The organism is Acinetobacter sp. P8-3-8, assembly GCF_000214135.1.
Lineage (GTDB): Bacteria > Pseudomonadota > Gammaproteobacteria > Pseudomonadales > Moraxellaceae > Acinetobacter.
Map to the genome: position 1 here is coordinate 56,594 of NZ_AFIE01000008.1, position 20,492 is coordinate 77,085.

A 20,492-nucleotide genomic window follows, 5' to 3' on the forward strand; every position below is an offset into this window, starting at 1 on the left:
TTATACAGAAACCATTTAAGCATGAATAAAAGAAGCCAAAATGATTTGGGATAAATAAATGCGTGATCAAGGTCGTTTGGTTGAATGGTTTGATGATAAAGGCTATGGCTTTATCCAGCCCAATGATGAAGCTAAAGATCGTGTATTTTTACACATCAAAGACTTTGCTCAGAAAGGCCCACGTCCGCTTGTCGGTTGTGCTTTGGAGTATGTGGTGCAACTGGATGCTCAAGGAAGGTTTAAAGCCAAACAAGTCACTTATTTAAAAGCCAATCAGGCAAAGAAATTATCTAAAATGTCGAATAGTACAGAAACGCAAACACCTGCAAAACTGCAAGCAATGCAAATTCTGTGTGTGGTTTATATTATCGCTTTGGTTATTTTGACCGCTACAGGTTTACTGAATAGTCTAGCATTACTTTTTATGAGTATTATCAATGTGATGACCTATTGGTTTTATTCCCAAGATAAAGAAGCAGCTCAGCTTAATCAACGTCGTGTGCCTGAAAATACCTTGCATATACTTGCCTTTTTAGGCGGTTGGCCAGCAGCTTGGCTTGCACAACAACGTTTACGACATAAAACACAAAAACAACCTTTTAGAAAGGTATATTTCTGTACTATCTTTTTTAATATTTTATTGATTTTATGGTTAATTTCTCCCTTAAATGTATTTAAAACATAAATTAAGCCAAATCACTTTTTGAGGAACGATAATGAATAATTATGTAGATCCAAACAATAGCAAATCACTGACTTTGATTTTATATATTCTTTATATTGTTGCGATTTTTTCTGGCGGAATATTTGCCATCGTGGCTTTAGTGATCAATTATGTAAAATTAGATTCAGTACGAGGCACTATTTTTGAAAGTCATTTTAGATGGCAAATTCGTACTTTTTGGTGGTATTTAATTTGGACATTGTTGGCTTTTGTACCTTATCTGTTCTTATTTTTGACTATGGATAATGCCAATGCATTTGCAGGCGTTGCCGTGAGTGCAACCATATTCTGTGTAGCAGTCTTATTTATTTCTTGGGTATGGATTGTTTATCGTGCGATTCGAGGCATCATTGCTTTGAATGATAATCAGCCTGTGCCGCTTTAAGATATAGAATTATGAAGTGAGATATTTTAATTGAAAATCTAAAGAAAAGAGCATGTTAGTTGCTCTTTTCTAATTTAAATAAATTTAAATACTATGCAATTCTAAAATTCTTTTGATAACAGGGGCAGCTTTCTCTGCAAAATCTCCTGCCGATATAGATTCACTCTCACCAAGAAGTAAAGCATCAAAATGAGCATCTTGCTCTAAGAATGAAATTCTTTCTTTCTTTAGAAATTCATGAAGTTCAATGGAATCCGCTCTTTTCATTTTAATTGTTTTAAAGCGATTGCACCACAAATAGGTTCCTTCTGTAGTTTTAACTATCTCAAATTCTAATAGTAAATCATGAAGCGTCGTTTGTATTGTTTTACTAATAAATGACCCTCCGATAGAGGATAAATCATCATCTTTTCGATTAAAGGTTGTATCATTTGGAAAAATATTAAGTTCTTGATCTTGCAGTAATTCTATAATCTCTTGAACATGTTGTTCATAATATTGATAAACAGATTCTTTATTATCCTCATCTTGGATCTTCTCCAAAACTTCACGATTGTTACGATAAAAATTAACGATATCCATTTGCATTTTCCCATACTCCGAATGAGGGTTTAGTTTTTCTATAGCTGAAATATAATCAATGAGATAGGTTAAGTAATACTGATCTGCTTGTAACGATTTATGCCCAAGTAAATCTAATATTTGCTTAGATAAATCAAAATGTGTAATGAGATGAAAATTCTCAGGTATTTGATTTGGATTTTTGACGACAAGAAGAATGAAGATTAATTCTTTGTTATTTGGATTATTTTCACGTGCGTGTTCTACATAATCTTCGAAGGGATTATTATCAGCATGATGGTAAATCTTATTTTCGATTACAATGATATGCTCATTTGTTTCAATCCAAAGATCAATACGTCCTTTATCCGTTCTTTTTTCAAGAATGATGGTTTCAGTATGTAATTGATATGAAATATTTTTGCCAATTTTATTGAGTAATGCACTGATCACTAGATCATTGAGGTTATGTACTTCTTTACTATCTAAAAAAAATGCTAATGTTTTTGAACTCACATTTTCTAAATGGCTTAATCCCATGATTTCAAGAAATGATTTTCTTTGTGTTCTAGCCAATTGAAGTTTTTTAAAATCGTGTATTACTTTTTCAGCTTGATAAATATTTAAAGGTATAAATGGTTCAATTTTCTGTATTGGTATGTTTTCAATCAATGTTTTAAATTGATCTATACTATTTTGAGCACTTTCCAAGTTTAAAGAGTTTGTTAAAGTATTTTGCATTTATAAATATTCCTTATTTATTGAATTTGCACTTTGTATCGGTGTGAACCATCTTCACAGATTATTTCTATAAGATTTTCTAAACCCATTTTATGTATAAGATACGAACTGACACTATGTTTAATTTTGAAATGTTTACTTAATTCTGCTTCTGAAATATATGGTTTATCCCTGATAAAATCAATTGCTTGTTCTAGTAAGTCATCGAACTCTTGCATGGTCATATCATTTTCTATTACTACAGCGACATCTTCCTCAATATCTAGACGTTGTATTGCACCATTTTCATCTACAAAGTCTTCACAATTGCGTCCATAATCGGCAAAGTCATTCTCAAACTCCATAATCTCTATATTATAATTATTAGCCATATCACAAATTCGTTTTCTAACCTCATCTCTTAAGTCTTCTGATTCTAAAACTTCGATGGCACCAGCATGTTGTACTAACCATTCTATAAAAGACCATGTTATTGGCATTTTAGCTGTTAATGTAAAATGGGAAGGATTCGTTGCAAAAAGTTGTTGAGTTTGATGGATTTTTGAGAATTGTAATTCAGGTAACATTTTGATATTACATAATAACTCAATTTTTATAGGATGATCTGTAAAAAAACCTTCATATTCATTTTGCTCGATTGCTTTTTCCATGTCGATGTCGGGGATAAAGACACTTAAACGTTCAAGAGTTGGAGTTGCTTGCAATATGCGATGCATGGTGAAAGTTCGTGTAAAAACTTTATTATGCTCATCAATTTTTGAAGCAATCAGATATTGTTTTCTTCCTCTGATAATAACTCCATGTGGTTTAATTACATATACATTTGGTTGTTTTCTAAAATTTTCAGGATGATATAAAATTTCTAACCATGAATTGTTATCATGAATTGATTTAAATATTTGTTCTTTAATATTATTAGAAGGTGCTAAATAATTTTGGAAAGCACCATCTAAGGCACATCCAAATTTAGATAACCAAATATCTTTATTTCTTAAAGCTAAAACTTTTTGAGCTTGTTCGAACTGATCGATTAACGTGTTTTGCCATGATTCTGGAAAGTAGTTTTTCAAAAAATTATAGCTATGTACTATAGCTAATGATTGAAACTCATTTTGAATTAAATTTGGCTTTGCTAAGTCTAATTTTGCATCAGCAGATAAACGAAATGAAGCCGACTGACGACCAAGTGCTGAGATTTTTTCGATATTTCCTTTGTGCAATATATCATCAAGAGCATTTAAATCTCGTTGCAAAGCTTTACGAGGAGCTAGAAAGTGAGCATAAGAATTATGCAACTTTATAAATAAGTCCTCAATAGATATATATGCGTTCGGTGCTTTAGGTAATGCATGAAATACACTTAAAATTCTAGAAAATTGAAATGGGAAGGTTTCTTTAATATGCATAATTTTATGTACTCTTTTAAAATTTAATTTAGCATAATTGTTTTGATAGACATTATTTGTCTATTAAAAAAATATTTTGAATTTTGTTCTTTTCGTATCATATTTATATGGTGCAATATTCATAAAAGGAGATAAACATGGTGATTGAACAAGCTTTATTTCATATCATTGATGGTCAGCAGATGGCTTTTGAAAAGAAATTTTATGAATTATCCGATATTTTTAGAAATGCGCAGGGTTGTGAAAAATTTAAACTGATTCGTGGAATCGAAAACCCACAAAATTATGTTTTACAAATTCACTGGACTGATTTGGCAACCCATACCGATGTTTTTATGAAAACAGAAGAATTTCAACATTGGTTTATTGCACTGAAACCATTTTTAGCCCGTAAGATTGAAATGCAACATTTTGAAAATACGTTATAAGCATAGATCGGATTGACGTATTTAAAATGCATTTTTGATAATGATCTATACATGATCGTTAGAAACTAAAAAGAGAACATGACGTTCTCTTTTTTATTGCACTGACAAGCTTAGAATTAGAATCCTTGCTCATCCAATAACAACTGCGCTTCACGAAGGTTTAAAGTTCCTTCATAGATTGCACGACCTGTAATCGCACCTAAAATACCGTGCTGACCTTTCAAGTTACGTACATCATCAAGATTGGTTACGCCACCAGAAGCAATCACAGGTAAACCTGAATATTGTGCAAGATGAACAGTTTGTTCAACATTGACACCTTGCATCATGCCATCACGTGCAATATCGGTATATACGATGCTTGAGACACCCGCATCGGCAAAACGTTTTGCCAGATCCGTTGCTTTAACATCAGTGACATTCGCCCAACCATCTGTTGCGACAAAACCATTCATCGCATCGATACCGACAATGATATGTCCTGCGAATTTTTTGCACGCCTCTTCAACAAATTCAGGTTCTTGTACTGCTTTCGTACCAATAATGACAAAAGAAACACCTGCTTCAAGATAATGCTCAATGGTTTCTAAAGAACGGATACCACCACCAATTTGAATTGGAAGCTCAGGTTGAGCCTTAGCAATCGCTTCAACCACAGGTTTATGGATTGGCGTACCTGCGAAAGCACCGTTTAAATCCACTAGATGCAAACGACGAGCACCTTCATTTACCCAATGCTGTGCAGTCGCTACAGGATCATCAGAAAATACGGTATCGTCTTCCATACGACCTTGTTTTAAACGGACACATTTGCCGTCTTTCAGGTCAATTGCAGGGATGATCAGCATGCTTTCGCTCCTTGCCTAATCTCATGAGAATTCATTGTGGCCCATCTTAGCAAAGTATTGATCAATTTCTAAGTGTCAGTTGATGCTTTTATTCAGCCGAATTCTCAATTTTAGCCAAGAGTTTGGCTTGGTATTCAGGAAGTAAGCCTAAACGGAGTAATTCTTTAAAAATTAAAACAGGTGCATAGGCATCAGCGCCAGCATATTCAATCTGTTGTTGAGTGAGGGTTTTACGTGCCCAATTTGAAGTGCTTATTGATTTACTTTTAGGAAAATTGATTTGGAATAATAACGCCATCGCATTTTTAATACCGACTGGATTATTCAATCCAAAACTTGAAAAGCTTTTAGAAAGTTCAATGATATTATTGAGTTCAATGCCTTTTTTTCGAAATAAATGTGCATCATTTTTTAAGCCAAAACCGACTTTGATTTGGTCTTTATTCTCAAATACAGGTTTTAAAAAATCTAAAATCTCTGCTGAGACTTGAAATAAATAAGCTTTTTTATCCGTCGCAAGTTGGATGAGATGTGGGCCAGTTTGAACTTCACCTTTGGTAAATGTGGGTTTAGATTCAGTGTCAAAACCTAATAAAGGCGCAGTTTTTAAAGCATGTTCAATATTTTTGCATTGTTGTAGTGAGTTGATGATGGCAATATTTTCCAAAGAAAGGTTTTGAAACCGAGGAAAGGTCTGAATTTGCTCTTTGTTTGGAATAGGGTGTACAGGCTTATCCACGATCTTTCAGCATTTAAAAAATTAATCATATTGTTATAACAAACTTTAGCTAAAAAGGTGATAATTTTGTCAGATTCAAAATAGATCCAAAAAAGGAAACGAAATAATGGTCGAAAAAGATGATGATCTTTTTATCGAAGGTGCAAAGCGTTTAAAACAACTCATTCAGGATAAAAATATTAAAGCCAGCGACATTGTAAATGTATTAGAAGCATCAAAAGGTACAATGGGTAAATGGCTACAAAATTCGACACCCTCTAGTGCGCAAAGTTTGATTGAATTAGCACGCTTGGTGGGAATGACTGAACGTTGGAATGCGGAATCTAAACAACAGCAAAAACAAGACAATGCAGATTTAGTCAATAAAGCCTATATTGCCTCTGAGGTTGATTTAAGTCAGATCACCATGGAACAACTCATGGATGAAATTAGACAACGTTATCGTGCATTGAACTTAAAAGCGGAGATTAAAATTAGCGTACAACCACTCGAAGGTGGTTTTGTGACTAGAGAAGATGATACTGAAAAGTAGAAATAGCCTTTTATGTGAATAAAAGGCTATGACTTAAAACATTCAAGTGAATAAAATTATTCAGATTGCTCGATTTGTTGCTGATATTCTAATTGTTGTAGTTGCGCACGTTCAATATAGCTTTGATATGCGGGAATTGAAATCGCAGTGAGTACGCCCATTAATGGAATTGTGATGATATAAATCCAAGCCAGCACTTTTTCCCAAGCTTTGGTCACACGTGGTGCGCCATAGTTGTTTGTGCCTTCATCACCTTTTGCACAGCATAAATAAACCAGAAAGAAAAAGTTAATAAAAGGTACAAGCATGACAAGTGACAACCAGCCACTTTGGTTTTTGTCATGTAAACGACGAATGGTAAAGACGAAAGTAAAGTAAATGAATGCAATATAGAGGACTAAAAAAATAATCATTGCTGGAATAGAAAGTCCCGAAATACTTTCAGGGTTTGTTCCAATCATGAGAACAACGACGACAATCGCAACGATAAAAAACACCAAAGCACTTAAAAAAGACCAGCCTAAATAAGACATGCGTCCAAAACGCCCACTTGCACTTAAAGCTGAATCATTGGTTTGAAAATTAGAATTCATTTTATTTTCCTATTTAACGGCTTATTTAATCAGTTCTGAAATTTTTGTATTAAATTCGATCAAATCATAAAGAAAAAAACAATAAAAAGAAAGGTTAGGAAGAAATCCACATCTAAAAAGCAATCAAGCCAATAAAAATTGGCTTGATTTTAATCGATTAGTTTTGAGTTTAACGTCAGTTCGGGATAAACTTTGATGTAAGTTATTGAAAAGATAGATCAGACACAGCGGAGTCTTACCGTTTAAAGTCAGATGTAAGGATTAACCTTCGGTTCGACCTACTTTCCTTTCGGGAAAAGTAGGCAAAACCATTTGTCAGTCGCCAACTCGACAGATACCACCATGTATCTAATATCTTGCAAAAACAGTATATTGTAGATGTAGTCCTGCCTCGAACAATGCGACTGACGTTTCCGCGTATCATACAGTTGGGAACATATCTTATCCCGAGCTCAGGTTGAGTTTAGAAAGATTTAAATCTTCCATTCCACAAAGTTTTTAAGCAATTGCAGACCTGCGGTATGACTCTTTTCAGGGTGGAACTGTGTTGCGAATAAATTTTCTTTATGGATTGCAGTACAGAATGGCAGACCATAATCACACGTTGCAGCAACAAGATTTTGGTCTTTAGGTTCTACATAGTAGCTATGCACAAAATAAAAACGTGCATCTTGATCAATATCTTTCCACATTGGATGACTTGGATCTGCTTGATGGACTTGATTCCAGCCCATATGTGGAACTTTTAAACCATCAACATTTGGAAAATGCTTCACTACACCGTCAAAAATGCCCAAAGCAGTTGAACCGCCATTTTCCTCTGAAGATTCAAGTAAAGCTTGCATTCCGACACAAATGGCTAAAACAGGCTTATTAAAAGCCGCATTACGCACGACTTCATCGATACCTGCTTCACGCATGCCTTGCATACAATCACGCATTGCGCCAACGCCCGGAAATACAATCTTGTCTGCTTGCGCAATCAGCTTAGGATCATTGGTGACATCAACAGTTGCACCGACATGTTCAAGCGCCTTCGCTGCTGAGTGAAGGTTTCCCATGCCATAGTCAAGAAGGGCAATACGGGTCATTACAAAGTTCCTTTGGTAGATGCAACAGTATTTTCAGCACGAGGATCAATTTCACATGCCATACGCAATGCACGTGCAAACGCTTTAAACACACTTTCAATTTGATGGTGGCTATTTTTGCCTTTTAAATTGTCAATATGTAAAGTCATCAAGGCATGGTTTACAAAACCTTGGAAAAACTCAGAAAATAGATCGACATCAAATGTACCGATACGTGCACGAGTGAAAGGAATATCCATCCATAAACCCGGACGGCCAGACAGATCTACAACGACACGGCTTAAAGCTTCATCAAGCGGTGCATAGAAATGACCGTAGCGTTTTAACCCTTTTTTATCACCCAAAGCTTGTGCAAAGGCTTGCCCAAGCGTGATTCCGCAATCTTCTACAGTGTGATGATCATCAATATCTAGGTCGCCATCACAATGAATATCAATATCAAATAAGCCATGACGCTTGATTTGATCAATCATATGGTCTAAAAAGGGAACACCTGTATTGAGCGTGCCTTGACCAGTACCATCAAGATTCACACGAACTCGAATTTTGGTTTCGTTAGTGTTTCTTACTACTTCACTGATACGTTGTGTCATGACACGTTCCTCAAAAACGTCAAAATTAAAAGTTTGATGTAACGATGTTTCGCTGTGACGAAAGTGACAGCATATTAGATTGCTCAGGAGGGTTAATCAATGCCTATTACCATACATGCTAAAACTTCACTGGAAAATGCGGAAGTTCGCGATCAGCTTGAGCGATTATATGACACCAGCCCAGAGTTTGGTGATGGTAAAGATGCCGTAGAACAACTTGAGCAAAACTTAGCTCAGTATACCTTACTTTACACCGCAGAATTTAATACCAAGATTATTGGTGCGCTGTGGTGCACAGGGCAAGGAGAAAGTAAGATTCTGGAAAATATCGTGGTGCACCCTGCAAATCGAGGCAGGGGCGTTGCAGAGCGCTTAGTTGAAGAAGTCTGCCGGATTGAGGAAGAGAAAGGTGTGAAAATTTTTGAGCCGGGTTGTGGCGCAATACACCGTTGTCTAGCGCATCTGGGTAAAATCTAAGACTGAATGATTTCAGTTGTATGTTGTATAAAAACTTGAGTGATTCAATCTAATCGTTTTATGACAGCCATCTAGGCTGTCTTTTTTATTTTCAGGCTGTAAAAACAAAAAAAGGGTCAATTTGCTGTAAAAATAGACTATCGAACAAAAACATGTAGACAGGACTTGACGACATTACGGTTAAATTGTTTAATACGCCCCATCGGCGTGATAGCTCAGTAGGTAGAGCAACGGATTGAAAATCCGTGTGTCCCCAGTTCGATCCTGGGTCTCGCCACCATATTTAAAAAACTCTTTTTAAGATTTCAATCCCTGATCCCATCAGGGATTTTTTTGGGTAAAAAATATTCGGTTGAATAAAAAAGTCATGATTTATATTGACTATTGAGCTGAGATACGGCTTAATACACCGCATCGGCGTGATAGCTCAGTAGGTAGAGCAACGGATTGAAAATCCGTGTGTCCCCAGTTCGATCCTGGGTCTCGCCACCATATTTAAAAAAACCTCAATTACTTGAGGTTTTTTTTCGTTTATAGAAAAGTAATCACACAATATGTGAGTGATAGACCTTCGGGAATTAATCTGATTGTCTTACAAAATGTATGCGTATGATGTGGAAATGTCGTAAGATAAATTTTTATGAAAAGAATAGATTGTTATAAGAAAAATGAAAGATTTATTTTCAACCAGTAGTCAGCTTTATCAACAAGCTCGACCCAGTTATCCACAAATCGTCATTCAGGAAATACTCAAACATGTTCCTGAACAGCAGTTTGTATGGGACTGTGGGGCAGGTTCTGGTCAATTTACTCAACTTTTAGCGCCTTATTTTGACCATGTGGTTGCCACGGATATCAGTGAGCAACAATTACAACATGCGCCTTATTTTGAAAATGTCAGCTATCAAATACAACCATCAGAAAAGACTTCATTTTCTGCACAAAGCTTTGACTTAATTACTGTTGCTCAAGCTATTCATTGGTTTGATTTTGATGCATTTTATCGAGAAGTTACTCGAACACTGAAACCGAATGGTATTTTAGCTGTGGTGGGCTATGGATTGATTCACGTGGAACATCATTTAATCAATCAAAAGATCCAAGAGTTATATTTTGATACTTTGCACGGCTATTGGGATGCTGAGCGTCACTATATTGATGAAGAGTACCGCACGATTCCTTTCCCATTTGAAGAAATAGGCACGCCAGAATTGAAAATGGAATATCAATGGTCATCTGCACAGCTATTAAAATATTTATCAACATGGTCGGCTGTGAAGCATTATATTGATAAAAATCAAATCAATCCTTTGCACGACTTGGCAGAAGTTCTGAGTGCTGAACAAACTTTGTTAACAATAGAGTTTCCTGTATTTTTAAGAGTGGGTAAGAATAAAAAACGTAAGAAAAAAAGCTTTATGAAAAAAATCGGTCTGTAATTCGATTGCGAAAGGCAGAAAGCTATTGCTTTATGACAGCGTCAAGCAAAGAGTATCCTAATCTTGGATTAGACGTTTACCTAAACAGACCGCTTCAATTTCTTCGTAGCCCAATTGCTCATAAAAGCTTTGTACGTCAATATTATCCTTACGAATCAGCAATTGTAGCTTTGGGCAGCCCAATGCGATTAAGCGCTTTTCCAGCTGTTGGATGAGTGCTGTTGCTACACCATTGCGTTGAACATGTGGGTGAACAGCTAGGTAATTCACCCAGCCACGATGACCATCATAGCCACCCATAACAGTTGCGATGAGTTGTTCGTCTTTGACCGCCAATAAAAATAAGCCATCTTTTTGCGCTACTTTACGGAAAATATCGATTTCAGGATTATTCCATGGACGTGTTAAATCACAGACTTCCCACAATGCGATTACATCTTCTAAATCTGTTTCTTGGAATTGACGAATAATAAACATGGCTTTGATTCTATCTCTTGTTTTTAGAAAGTTTACATCAGGTTAATATAAAACCAGTTTATTGATAAGTCTATTTTTTAAACAAAATCTGTAGCAGTAGAGATAGAATCTTTCATGATTTCTATTCTGGATCAGCGTGAATGATTTTCATGTGAATACAACGTTTTTATTGAGAAAATTCATGCATAATAAAAAAGATAACGACAAAACAAAAAAGGATTTTACGTGAATAAAATGGAATATGATTACATCATCATTGGTGGTGGAAGTTCAGGCTGTGTATTGGCTGGGCGTTTATCTGAAGATCCAAACGTATCTGTATGTTTGCTGGAAGCAGGCGGGGCTGGAGATGGATGGAAAGTTGAAGTTCCGAGTGCCGCTGTGATCAGCATTCCAACAAAAATCAATAATTGGGCATTTGAAACGATTCCACAAAAAGGCTTGAATGGGCGTAAAGGTTATCAACCTCGTGGGAAATGTCTCGGAGGTTCGTCAGCAATTAATGCCATGATTTATATTCGAGGCAATCGACAAGACTATGATGATTGGGCGGCATTGGGCAATGAAGGTTGGTCTTATGATGATGTACTTCCTTATTTTATAAAATCTGAAAATAATAAAAGAATTACAAACCGATATCATGGCAATGCAGGCCCATTATCCGTAACTGATTTACACAGCGATAATCCACTTCAGGAGAAATTTCTAGCTGCGGCACGTGAGCAGGGTTATACCATTCTTGATGATTTTAATGGTGCTGAACAAGAAGGGCTTGGAGTCTACCAAGTCACACATATCAATGGTGAGCGCTGTAGTTCTGCACGTGCATACTTATTTCCACACCGTGATCGTAAAAATTTAACCGTTGAAATCTATGCACAAACACATCGTATTTTGATTGAAAAGGGTGTGGCTGTTGGGGTGGAATACAAACAAGGTGGACAGCTTAAACAAGCGTATGCGCGCCGTGAAGTGCTTCTCAGTGCAGGGGCTATGCAGTCACCGCAGATTTTAATGCTTTCAGGTGTGGGTGATCAAAAAGAATTGGCTAAACATGGGATTGAGGTAAAGAATCATTTGCCCGGTGTCGGTCAGAATTTTCATGATCATCCTGATTTTATTTTTGGATATAAAGTCAGTGATATTCAAGGCACATTTGGGCTATCTATCCCAGGCTCGATTGATCTTATTAAGCAAATTCAGCGCTATCGCAAAGAACGCCGTGGTTTGATCACCACTAATTTTGCTGAATGTGGCGGTTTTCTGAAAAGTTCAGCAGAACAGCAATTACCGAACTTACAATTACATTTTGTTGTGGCATTGGTCGATAATCATGCACGGACGATGCATGTCGGGCATGGTATTTCTTGTCATGTGTGTTTACTCAATCCGAAAAGCCGTGGCTCAATTAAAATCAGTGGGCCAAGTATTGATGATCCCTTGTTAATCGATCCTGATTTTTACGGTGATGAGTCTGATTTGGAAGAAATGGTCAAAGGCTTTAAGAAAACCAAGCAACTGATGGAATCGAGTGTTTTTAAAAGCATGGTTAAAGAAGACTTGTTTACTGCCAATGTGCAAACAGATGAGGAAATCCGTGAAGTTCTTCGAGATCGCTCAGATACGGTGTATCACCCTGTAGGCAGTTGTAAAATGGGCATAGATGATATGGCTGTGGTTGATGCCCGTTTACGTGTTTATGGTATTCAAAATCTGCGTGTTGTTGATGCTTCTATTATGCCAAAAGTGGTGAATGGCAATACCAATGCACCATCTATGATGATTGCTGAGAAAGCGGTAGATATGATTCGTCAGGATCAGGCGGGTGTGGCATTTATTAAAAAGAAAGAAAGTGTGTATTAAAAAGAAAGTGTAGTTGTTTGATTTTCTGGTTGAGTTGTTGGTTGGGTTATTGAATGTTGAAATTAAAAAACGCCCGTTAGGGCGTTTTTTGTTTCTACATGGGTTTTAAAAACTTATGCAGATTTTTTAACTTGTTCTTGAGCAACCAGCATATGACCTGATTCTTCAAAGTTTGAATGCCATGAAAGCGCTTCACGAAGAATGTGAGGTGTATGACCACCTTTTTCACAAGCACGATCAAAGTAATCATTCAATGCATCACGGTACATTGGGTGAGCACAGTTGTCGATGATTGCACGAGCGCGTTCACGAGGCGCTAAACCACGTAAATCAGCAAGACCTTGTTCAGTCACAAGAATATCAACATCATGCTCAGAATGGTCAATATGAGAAGCGAAAGGTACAACTGATGAAATATCGCCGCCTTTAGCAATCGATTTAGTTACGAAGATCGCCAAGTGTGCATTTCGTGCAAAGTCACCTGAACCACCGATACCATTCATCATTTTGGTACCACAGACGTGAGTTGAGTTTACATTACCGTAAATATCAAACTCTAATGCAGTGTTGATACCGATGATGCCTAAACGACGAACCAATTCAGGATGGTTTGAAATTTCTTGTGGACGAAGTACTAATTTGTCTTTGTATTGTTCAAGGTTATTAAATACTTTTTCGCCATATTTTGCAGAAAGTGTAATTGAAGAACCTGAAGCGAATTTCATTTTGCCTGCATCGATCAATTCGAAAGTACAGTCTTGAAGAACTTCAGAATACATCACTAGATCTTCAAAGTTTGAATCTTTAAGACCAGTCAATACTGCATTGGCAATTGAACCAATCCCAGCTTGTAATGGACCTAAGTTTGCAGGTAAACGCTTTTCAGCCACTTCATTTTCAAAGAATGCGATTAAGTGATTGGCAATTCCTTGAGTTTCATCATCTGGTAAAGTCACAGTAGACGGAGAATCATGGAGTTCACTGTTAAATACGATACCGACGATTTTTGCAGGATCGATATTGATCGCATGTGTACCAATACGCTCATCCACTTGAGTCAATGGGATTGGTTGACGAGTTGGGCGATACGTAGGGATATAAATATCGTGTAAGCCTTCAAATGCTGGGCTTAAATTAGTATTGATTTCAACAATCACTTTTTCAGCGAAGATTGCAAAGCTTGCAGAGTTACCTACAGAAGTCGTCGGAATAATACCGCCGTCTTCAGTGATCGCAACAGCTTCAATCACAGCAACATCAGGCTTTTTCAATTGAAGATTACGCATTTGCTCAACAGTTTCAGACAAATGCTGATCGATGAACATCACATCGCCAGAGTTAATTGCTCTACGAAGTGTGTTGTCTACTTGGAACGGTAAACGACGCGCAAGTACACCAGCTTCAGTTAATTGTTTGTCTAGGTCGTTACCAAGACTAGCACCTGTGATTAAAGTAATCTTTAACGGATTTACTTTAGCTTGTTTTACCAATGCGAGAGGTACAGCTTTCGCTTCACCTGCACGAGTAAAACCGCTCATACCTACAGTCATACCATCTTGGATAAAAGTTGCAGCTTGTTCTGCGCTCATGACTTTGTCATGGAGAGATGCTAAACGAATACGATCTAAAGACATGGTTTACGCTCAATTCTTGTTCAATGCTAGACGGATTGTACCGCTCTGAAACTAAATTGTGCATGCCTCTAATGCTAAGGTCTAATTTTTTCAAAAAATGCGGGTATAAAAAATAATGATGATTTTCAAGTTATTATTTATTAATAAAATAATATTGGCTGTTTGTGAAACAGCCAAAGCTGAATGTTGTTTAATTAATCGATCGTTAAAAACGATCGGTTAAGCTTTGTTTAATTTTTTGAATTGGATTAGAAGTTGTCGGCTCATTTTCCTCTTTTATTGCAATGGGCAATGAAATAATGACCTGTAAACCACCAGTCGCTCGGTTAGAAACCGATATTTCACCCTGATGAATATCGACAATACGTTTGACAATAGCCAAGCCTAAACCACTGCCTTGAACAGTTCTTGCTGAATTTCCACGTACAAAAGGCTGCATCAAGTCTTCAATTTGGTCTTCAGGAATTCCTTCGCCATGATCAGCTACACAAATTTTGATATGTTCATCTTCAACAAAAGCACTCAGTTCAATTGGTTCAGCACCATAACGTTTTGCATTATTGATTAAGTTACCAATCAGTCGTTTAAGGGACAGTGAACGGGCAGTAATCATTGGTAATTCATTCGGCGTAAAACGAATATCCAGCGGTTTGAATTGAATGACTAATTCTTGTAATAAAATATTGATATTGGTGTCTTGAAGTGCTTCATCTGAACCATCTCGCATATAGGAAATAAACTGACTTAAAATCGCATCCATATCATCTACATCATAGATTACACCTTCTTTCAGAAAGTCATCATCAGACATCATTTCTGCGCTTAAACGAATTCGAGTGAGGGGGGTGCGCAAATCATGTGAGATGCCCGCGAGCATGATTTGACGATCTCGTTCAGTCTGCTCAAGTGTGTAAATCATATGATTAAAGGCTTGATTCACTTCACGAATTTCTTGTGGGCCATGATTGGTTTCAAGATAAGGTGCTTTGCCTGTTTTACTATAATTATTGGCCGCATTTTGTAGTCGGCGTAAAGGTCGGTTGAGCTGTCGAACCAAGGTTAAAATAATGGCTGCGGCAATTAGAGGAATACCCAATAACCAACCTAAAATAAGTTCAGGGCTATAATTGGCATAGGTTTTCAGTGGTTCACGAACCCAATTCCCATTCATTTCAGGAGTTTGTACCCAGATTCTCGGACTCGGCTTGAACTGAAAGTAGACTGTGACATTTTTCATATTCAACTCTTTGGCGAGTTGGCGTTCAACACGGTTGGTGAAAAAGTCTGCAATTATTTTATCTTTAACATTGGGATATTCTTTAGGGTCAGTCACATATTCAACACCGACTCTTTGTTTTAACCACTCATCTATGTCAAGTTGTACTTCATCATGATAAATCTGTAAGCGTGGATTGTTGATCATTTCCAATTCAACAGCTAAAAATCTTGCATGTTGTTGAATTTCAGGTAAATAGAGTGTTTTCCAAAAGAACCATAACGACATAAAAAGGCTGAAAAAAACCACGAATAAAACCAAAACCGTAGTACGCATGGCTGCAGAACGGGGTTTGATTTTGTCTAAGAAACGCTCCCAAGGCGTGCGTTTTCTTTCTTGGTAGGTAGAGAAATCGGTAAATTCTTGTGGGTCTATGGGTTCTAATTTCACTGATATGTCCAGATATTTTGTATTAATTAAATATCAATGTTTTAAAATAAAATAAGCCTATCGAGATAGGCTTATACAAACTTAAATATTATTCAGCACCATCTGGAACGAAGACATAACCGACGCCCCAAACCGTTTGAATATAACGTGCGCGGGCAGGATTTTCTTCGATCAAACGACGCAAGCGAGATACTTGGACATCGATAGAACGTTCCATAGCACCCCATTCACGACCACGTGCAAGATTCATTAACTTATCACGAGTTAATGGCTCACGCGGATGTTGTACCAATGCTTTTAAAACTGCAAATTCACCTGTAGTGAGGGTAACAACTTGTCCTTCACGGGTTAATGTACGTGTCGAAAGATCCAGTGACCATGGGCCAAATGAAACCACTTCTACGTTTTGGCTTGGCGCACCCGGGACTTCACGAACTTGACGACGTAAGATCGCGCGAATACGTGCCAATAACTCATTTGGATTAAATGGTTTTGGTAAATAATCATCTGCACCCGCTTCAAGACCTGCAATACGGTCAGAATCGCTACCACGTGCTGTGAGCATGATGATCGGTGTATCAATATTCGATTGGCGCAAACGACGACAAATGCTTAAACCATCTTCTACAGGAAGCATGAAATCTAAAACAATCAATGAAAACAGTTCACGTTGCAGTAAACGATCCATTTGTGTCGCATCGTGTGCAGTTTTTACTACAAAACCTTTATCTTCCAAGAAACGCTGTAAAAGGGTACGCAAACGCACATCATCATCGACAACTAAAATGCGTTCGACACGGTCAGTTTCGTTTTGTACAACATCTGTATTTTCAGCAGGTACAACCAAACTCATGATGCACTCCCTTAATATTGTAAATTATGACGATCGTTAATCTCAGTATAATGCCTAAGTTCTTGTTAAGACTATGTATCAAATTGCTCAAAATTACAATTTTAAGCCTGTTTTGAAACCAAAAAACAACATGTTGAAATTATCGAGCTCATTCTATGTTTATAAATAAAAAGATATAACATTTGCAAATGAAAAATTGATGTATTTTGATAATAAGTTTTTGTTTAAGCGTATATATTCATCATTTTTTATCATTAGAAATACAAGCAACAGACCCTAACCTATTAGAATGATTTTTAAGTCATATTCAAATCGATGATATTCAAACAGGTATACACGATAATTTTGAATTAAAAAAGCAATATTACTTTGTATTTTTAATTAAAGAGAAAGGTAAAATGAGTCGAATGTAAAGTTGATTGACCAAGCCATTATTTTTGAAATTGTGTGAAAATACCCAATTACACTGTAAAAATTTAAGAAAAACGATCTTTAATCATTTTTTTCACTGCTAATTTGTAAAACAATTGTGGATTTTATGGTCTTGGTCTTTATAATCACTAACTTTTAGTCCTTATCCTTGTGGAATTAAACACGATGACTGACTTAGTTCAGCAGTTGGCAAGTGAGCTTGCCGTACGTCCAAACCAAGTAGAAGCTGCCATTAAACTGATTGATGAAGGTTCTAGTGTTCCATTTATTGCACGTTACCGTAAAGAAGTAACGCAGGGCTTAGACGATACACAATTACGCCAACTTGATACACGTCTTGTTTATTTACGTGATTTGTTTGAGCGCCGTGAAAAAGTAATCGAATCTTTAAAAGAACAAAACAAGTTATCAGATGATTTACTTGCACGCGTGAACGCTGCGGAAACAAAAAATGCATTAGAAGAACTTTATGCACCGTACCGTCCGAAGCGTACCAGTAAATCATTTAAAGCAAAAGAAGCAGGCTTAGGCCCAATTGCTGAAAAAATTCTCAGCGAAAATGTTGATCCGACAGAAGCATTGGCTGGTTTTAGTCATGAGGATTATGCAGACGTAGAAAGTCAGTTGGATGCGATTCAGCACATCATCATCGATGAATGGGCGCAAAATATTGGATTGACGACAGATCTTAAAACAACGTTTGCCAAAACTGCTGTATTAAAAAGCTTAGTGGCTTCTGATGAGAAAAAAGAAGTTGGTAAGAAATTCCGTGATTACTTCGATTTTTCCGAAAATCTGAATAAAGTACCTTCACATCGTTTATTGGCAATGCTACGTGGTCGCCAAGAAAATGTATTAGGTCTTAAAGTTGATGGTCAAGATGATGCGCCATTGGTTCGTATTGAAACAGAATACGATCTTGAAACGGTTCAGCCACAAGCTCGTCAAGATTTCTTAAAGCAAACTGCAAAACTATTCTGGTTAGGCAAAGTTCGCCCTACGATTGAACATTCATTATTGACTGAAAAGCGTCTTGCTGCCGAAGCTGAAGCAATGGATGTTTTTGCTGAAAACCTTCGTCATTTATTGCTTTCAGCACCTGCAGGTTCACGTTGCACATTGGGTGTAGACCCTGGTATTCGTACAGGCGTGAAATTGGCGGTAGTGAATGAATCTGGTGATGTGGTTACACACAGCACGATTTATCCATTTGCACCAAAAGAAGATAAAGAAGGTTCAATTGCTGAACTAGCGCGTTTGTGTCGTGAATTCAATGTCGATTTAATCGCAATTGGAAATGGTACAGCGAGTCGTGAAACTGAAGCTGTTGTTGCAGAAATGATGACTGCAAACAGTGATCTGAAATTAACACGTGTTTCAGTGTCTGAAGCAGGTGCATCAGTCTATTCAGCATCAGAATTGGCTTCTGCTGAATTGCCTGATCTTGATGTCTCTATTCGTGGAGCGGTGTCTATTGCTCGTCGTTTACAAGATCCATTAGCAGAATTGGTGAAAATTGATCCTAAATCGATTGGTGTAGGTCAGTATCAACATGATGTAAACCAAACAGGTTTGGCTAAAACACTCGAAGCTGTGGTTGAAGACTGTGTAAACTCTGTTGGTGTGGATGTGAATACGGCATCTCCTGCAATTCTGTCTTATATTGCAGGTTTGAATAAGTCGATTGCGCAGCAAATTGTTGATTATCGTAAAGAAAATGGCCGCTTTGACAATCGTCAAGCACTCAAAAATGTACCACGTTTAGGCGAGCGTACATTTGAGCAAGCGGCAGGCTTCTTACGTATTCAAGCAGGTTCTGAGCCTTTAGATGCATCGGCTGTTCACCCTGAATCTTATGGTTTGGTGAATAAAATTGTTGAAGCAAAAGCAACAACAGTCAAAGACATCATTGGAAATACTGAAATCATTCGCCAAGTACAGGCTGAAAGTTTTGTTGATGACACTGTTGGTCTTCCAACGATTCAAGATGTATTGAACGAACTTGAAAAACCAGGTCGTGATCCTCGCCCTGAATTCCGTACTGCAAAATTCCGTGAAGACATCACAGAAGTAGCTCAGTTGACTGAAGGTCTACAATTGGAAGGTGTGATTACCAATGTGACCAACTTTGGTGCTTTCGTCGATGTTGGTGTACATCAAGATGGTTTAATTCACATTTCTGAACTTGCCAATGAATTTGTTTCTGATCCGCATAAAGTGGTCAAGCCAGGTCAAATCGTTCAAGTGCGTGTTTTAACTGTGGATGCTGAACGTAATCGTGTCAATTTGTCTATGCGCCCAGAAGGTTCGGAAGCACCAGCTAAAGCACCTCGTCAAAAACGTGAGTTCAATAACAATGAACAACGTGGTGAGCGTAAGCCACAAGGTAAACGTCCACAAGGTGCTCGTCCTAATCAGGATAAAAATCATGACAATAAAGACAAAGCAGCTCGTCATGGTAATAAACCTCAAGCAGCAAAACCACAAGAGAATAAAATTGGTGGTTTAGGTGCGTTGTTATTACAAGCAGGGATTAAAGGTTCGAAGTAACTTTTGATTGCTGAGCTTACTCAGTAAAAGACCGCCGAAAGGCGGTTTTTTTATTTTTATTGTTTATTGATATTTGAAACATCGCAGTCCTTTTGAAAAGGGCAGGGTTCTTTCGTGATTAAGTTTTCTAGCAAAGATTGCATGCTTTGTAGTTGTGCAATCTTATTTTGAACTACATTGAGTTTGTCTTCTAAAATTTTGTGAAATTGCTCAGAGGGGATGTCATTGACGTGAATAAGATCTGAGATCTGTTTAACTTCGGTTAATGTAAATCCTAAACTTTTAGCTGTTTGGATCAGTCTTAATTGTTGAATATTTTGTTCAGAATAGTCTTTATAACCATTATTGCGAATTAAAGGTTGAATCAGATCAAGTTTTTCATAAAAGCGAATCGTATCACGGCTCAGATTCAAATATTTTGATAATTCACCAATCAGCATCGAATTCTCCACTGTTATTT

19 protein-coding genes, 2 tRNA genes and 1 pseudogene are annotated in these 20,492 nt (G+C 37.1%); 10 read left to right on the forward strand and 12 right to left on the reverse strand.

Going from position 1 to position 20,492, the window contains the following annotated elements; all coding sequences use genetic code 11:
- The first annotated feature begins 58 nt into the window (after window positions 1-58).
- Both GGG_RS0105715 and GGG_RS0105720 read left to right on the forward strand, forming a co-directional pair.
- Window positions 59-685: a DUF1294 domain-containing protein gene (locus GGG_RS0105715; RefSeq protein ID WP_010112975.1), complete on the forward strand. Its 627-nt coding sequence runs from the start codon at window positions 59-61 to the stop codon at window positions 683-685.
- A 31-nt stretch (window positions 686-716) separates the two neighbouring features.
- A complete protein-coding gene (locus tag GGG_RS0105720) occupies window positions 717-1,109 on the forward strand; it encodes a membrane protein (RefSeq protein ID WP_010112976.1) in 393 nt (130 codons plus the stop codon).
- Between the two features lie 84 nt (window positions 1,110-1,193).
- Here GGG_RS0105720 and GGG_RS0105725 read toward each other — a convergent pair whose 3' ends face one another.
- Complete coding sequence (locus GGG_RS0105725) at window positions 1,194-2,411, reverse strand: PD-(D/E)XK nuclease family protein (protein ID WP_010112977.1); 1,218 nt, start codon at window positions 2,409-2,411, stop codon at window positions 1,194-1,196.
- Between the two features lie 17 nt (window positions 2,412-2,428).
- Window positions 2,429-3,817, reverse strand: a complete 1,389-nt coding sequence (locus GGG_RS0105730; protein WP_010112979.1) for a YafY family protein — start codon at window positions 3,815-3,817, stop codon at window positions 2,429-2,431.
- Window positions 3,818-3,954: 137 nt separating this feature from the next.
- Here GGG_RS0105730 and GGG_RS0105735 point away from each other — a divergent pair, with 137 nt between their 5' ends.
- Window positions 3,955-4,245, forward strand: coding sequence for a putative quinol monooxygenase (locus tag GGG_RS0105735; protein ID WP_010112980.1), 291 nt, complete (start codon window positions 3,955-3,957; stop codon window positions 4,243-4,245).
- 116 nt (window positions 4,246-4,361) lie between these two features.
- Here the strand turns inward: GGG_RS0105735 and hisA are convergent, their stop codons facing one another.
- Both hisA and GGG_RS0105745 read right to left on the reverse strand, forming a co-directional pair.
- Window positions 4,362-5,093, reverse strand: coding sequence for a 1-(5-phosphoribosyl)-5-[(5-phosphoribosylamino)methylideneamino]imidazole-4-carboxamide isomerase (gene hisA / locus GGG_RS0105740; protein ID WP_010112981.1), 732 nt, complete (start codon window positions 5,091-5,093; stop codon window positions 4,362-4,364).
- A gap of 75 nt (window positions 5,094-5,168) precedes the next feature.
- Window positions 5,169-5,832, reverse strand: a pseudogene (locus GGG_RS0105745) (3'-5' exonuclease).
- A 106-nt stretch (window positions 5,833-5,938) separates the two neighbouring features.
- Here GGG_RS0105745 and GGG_RS0105750 point away from each other — a divergent pair.
- On the forward strand, window positions 5,939-6,364 hold the full coding sequence (locus GGG_RS0105750) for a hypothetical protein (protein ID WP_010112983.1): 426 nt from the start codon (window positions 5,939-5,941) through the stop codon (window positions 6,362-6,364).
- A gap of 56 nt (window positions 6,365-6,420) precedes the next feature.
- Here GGG_RS0105750 and GGG_RS0105755 read toward each other — a convergent pair whose 3' ends face one another.
- The 3 genes from GGG_RS0105755 to hisB form a co-directional block, all read right to left on the reverse strand.
- Entirely contained in the window at window positions 6,421-6,957 is a 537-nt protein-coding gene (locus GGG_RS0105755) for a DUF805 domain-containing protein (RefSeq protein ID WP_010112984.1), read from the reverse strand.
- A 473-nt stretch (window positions 6,958-7,430) separates the two neighbouring features.
- Complete coding sequence (gene hisH, locus GGG_RS0105760; RefSeq protein ID WP_010112986.1) at window positions 7,431-8,048, reverse strand: imidazole glycerol phosphate synthase subunit HisH; 618 nt, start codon at window positions 8,046-8,048, stop codon at window positions 7,431-7,433.
- Window positions 8,048-8,641, reverse strand: coding sequence for an imidazoleglycerol-phosphate dehydratase HisB (gene hisB / locus GGG_RS0105765; protein ID WP_010112988.1), 594 nt, complete (start codon window positions 8,639-8,641; stop codon window positions 8,048-8,050). Before hisB ends, hisH begins: the two co-directional genes overlap by 1 nt.
- Window positions 8,642-8,740: 99 nt before the next feature.
- Between hisB and GGG_RS0105770 the strand changes: the two genes are divergently transcribed.
- The 4 genes from GGG_RS0105770 (at window position 8,741) to GGG_RS0105785 (ending at window position 10,557) form a co-directional block, all read left to right on the forward strand.
- Entirely contained in the window at window positions 8,741-9,118 is a 378-nt protein-coding gene (locus tag GGG_RS0105770) for a GNAT family N-acetyltransferase (RefSeq protein ID WP_010112989.1), read from the forward strand.
- Window positions 9,119-9,322: 204 nt separating this feature from the next.
- Window positions 9,323-9,398, forward strand: a tRNA-Phe gene (locus GGG_RS0105775).
- A gap of 136 nt (window positions 9,399-9,534) precedes the next feature.
- A tRNA-Phe gene (locus GGG_RS0105780) sits at window positions 9,535-9,610 on the forward strand.
- A gap of 176 nt (window positions 9,611-9,786) precedes the next feature.
- Complete coding sequence (locus GGG_RS0105785; RefSeq protein WP_010112990.1) at window positions 9,787-10,557, forward strand: class I SAM-dependent methyltransferase; 771 nt, start codon at window positions 9,787-9,789, stop codon at window positions 10,555-10,557.
- Window positions 10,558-10,614: 57 nt separating this feature from the next.
- On the opposite strand, the gene GGG_RS0105790 is transcribed toward GGG_RS0105785, so the two are convergent.
- Complete coding sequence (locus tag GGG_RS0105790; RefSeq protein ID WP_010112991.1) at window positions 10,615-11,034, reverse strand: GNAT family acetyltransferase; 420 nt, start codon at window positions 11,032-11,034, stop codon at window positions 10,615-10,617.
- Between the two features lie 225 nt (window positions 11,035-11,259).
- On the opposite strand from GGG_RS0105790, the gene GGG_RS0105795 reads away from it, so the two are divergent.
- A complete protein-coding gene (locus tag GGG_RS0105795) occupies window positions 11,260-12,897 on the forward strand; it encodes a GMC family oxidoreductase (protein WP_029574468.1) in 1,638 nt (545 codons plus the stop codon).
- A gap of 113 nt (window positions 12,898-13,010) precedes the next feature.
- Here the strand turns inward: GGG_RS0105795 and GGG_RS0105800 are convergent, their stop codons facing one another.
- The 3 genes from GGG_RS0105800 to ompR form a co-directional block, all read right to left on the reverse strand.
- On the reverse strand, window positions 13,011-14,531 hold the full coding sequence (locus GGG_RS0105800) for an acetyl-CoA hydrolase/transferase family protein (RefSeq protein WP_010112995.1): 1,521 nt from the start codon (window positions 14,529-14,531) through the stop codon (window positions 13,011-13,013).
- A 205-nt stretch (window positions 14,532-14,736) separates the two neighbouring features.
- Window positions 14,737-16,197, reverse strand: a complete 1,461-nt coding sequence (locus GGG_RS0105805) for an ATP-binding protein (RefSeq protein WP_010112996.1) — start codon at window positions 16,195-16,197, stop codon at window positions 14,737-14,739.
- An 88-nt stretch (window positions 16,198-16,285) separates the two neighbouring features.
- On the reverse strand, window positions 16,286-17,050 hold the full coding sequence (gene ompR / locus GGG_RS0105810) for a two-component system response regulator OmpR (RefSeq protein ID WP_010112999.1): 765 nt from the start codon (window positions 17,048-17,050) through the stop codon (window positions 16,286-16,288).
- A 597-nt stretch (window positions 17,051-17,647) separates the two neighbouring features.
- On the opposite strand from ompR, the gene GGG_RS0105820 reads away from it, so the two are divergent.
- Window positions 17,648-20,032: a Tex family protein gene (locus GGG_RS0105820; protein ID WP_010113001.1), complete on the forward strand. Its 2,385-nt coding sequence runs from the start codon at window positions 17,648-17,650 to the stop codon at window positions 20,030-20,032.
- Between the two features lie 56 nt (window positions 20,033-20,088).
- Here GGG_RS0105820 and GGG_RS0105825 read toward each other — a convergent pair whose 3' ends face one another.
- Complete coding sequence (locus GGG_RS0105825; protein WP_010113003.1) at window positions 20,089-20,472, reverse strand: MerR family transcriptional regulator; 384 nt, start codon at window positions 20,470-20,472, stop codon at window positions 20,089-20,091.
- Window positions 20,473-20,492: the final 20 nt, after the last annotated feature.

What these genes read in the sequence shown, in the direction of transcription:
- GGG_RS0105715 (WP_010112975.1), top strand. Translation starts at nt 59, where the DNA reads ATGCGTGATCAAGGTCGTTTGGTTGAATGGTTTGATGATAAAGGCTAT.
- GGG_RS0105720 (WP_010112976.1), top strand. Translation starts at nt 717, where the DNA reads ATGAATAATTATGTAGATCCAAACAATAGCAAATCACTGACTTTGATT.
- GGG_RS0105725 (WP_010112977.1), bottom strand. Translation starts at nt 2,411, where the DNA reads ATGCAAAATACTTTAACAAACTCTTTAAACTTGGAAAGTGCTCAAAAT.
- GGG_RS0105730 (WP_010112979.1), bottom strand. Translation starts at nt 3,817, where the DNA reads ATGCATATTAAAGAAACCTTCCCATTTCAATTTTCTAGAATTTTAAGT.
- GGG_RS0105735 (WP_010112980.1), top strand. Translation starts at nt 3,955, where the DNA reads ATGGTGATTGAACAAGCTTTATTTCATATCATTGATGGTCAGCAGATG.
- hisA (WP_010112981.1), bottom strand. Translation starts at nt 5,093, where the DNA reads ATGCTGATCATCCCTGCAATTGACCTGAAAGACGGCAAATGTGTCCGT.
- GGG_RS0105750 (WP_010112983.1), top strand. Translation starts at nt 5,939, where the DNA reads ATGGTCGAAAAAGATGATGATCTTTTTATCGAAGGTGCAAAGCGTTTA.
- GGG_RS0105755 (WP_010112984.1), bottom strand. Translation starts at nt 6,957, where the DNA reads ATGAATTCTAATTTTCAAACCAATGATTCAGCTTTAAGTGCAAGTGGG.
- hisH (WP_010112986.1), bottom strand. Translation starts at nt 8,048, where the DNA reads ATGACCCGTATTGCCCTTCTTGACTATGGCATGGGAAACCTTCACTCA.
- hisB (WP_010112988.1), bottom strand. Translation starts at nt 8,641, where the DNA reads ATGACACAACGTATCAGTGAAGTAGTAAGAAACACTAACGAAACCAAA.
- GGG_RS0105770 (WP_010112989.1), top strand. Translation starts at nt 8,741, where the DNA reads ATGCCTATTACCATACATGCTAAAACTTCACTGGAAAATGCGGAAGTT.
- GGG_RS0105785 (WP_010112990.1), top strand. Translation starts at nt 9,787, where the DNA reads ATGAAAGATTTATTTTCAACCAGTAGTCAGCTTTATCAACAAGCTCGA.
- GGG_RS0105790 (WP_010112991.1), bottom strand. Translation starts at nt 11,034, where the DNA reads ATGTTTATTATTCGTCAATTCCAAGAAACAGATTTAGAAGATGTAATC.
- GGG_RS0105800 (WP_010112995.1), bottom strand. Translation starts at nt 14,531, where the DNA reads ATGTCTTTAGATCGTATTCGTTTAGCATCTCTCCATGACAAAGTCATG.
- ompR (WP_010112999.1), bottom strand. Translation starts at nt 17,050, where the DNA reads ATGAGTTTGGTTGTACCTGCTGAAAATACAGATGTTGTACAAAACGAA.
- GGG_RS0105820 (WP_010113001.1), top strand. Translation starts at nt 17,648, where the DNA reads ATGACTGACTTAGTTCAGCAGTTGGCAAGTGAGCTTGCCGTACGTCCA.
- GGG_RS0105825 (WP_010113003.1), bottom strand. Translation starts at nt 20,472, where the DNA reads ATGCTGATTGGTGAATTATCAAAATATTTGAATCTGAGCCGTGATACG.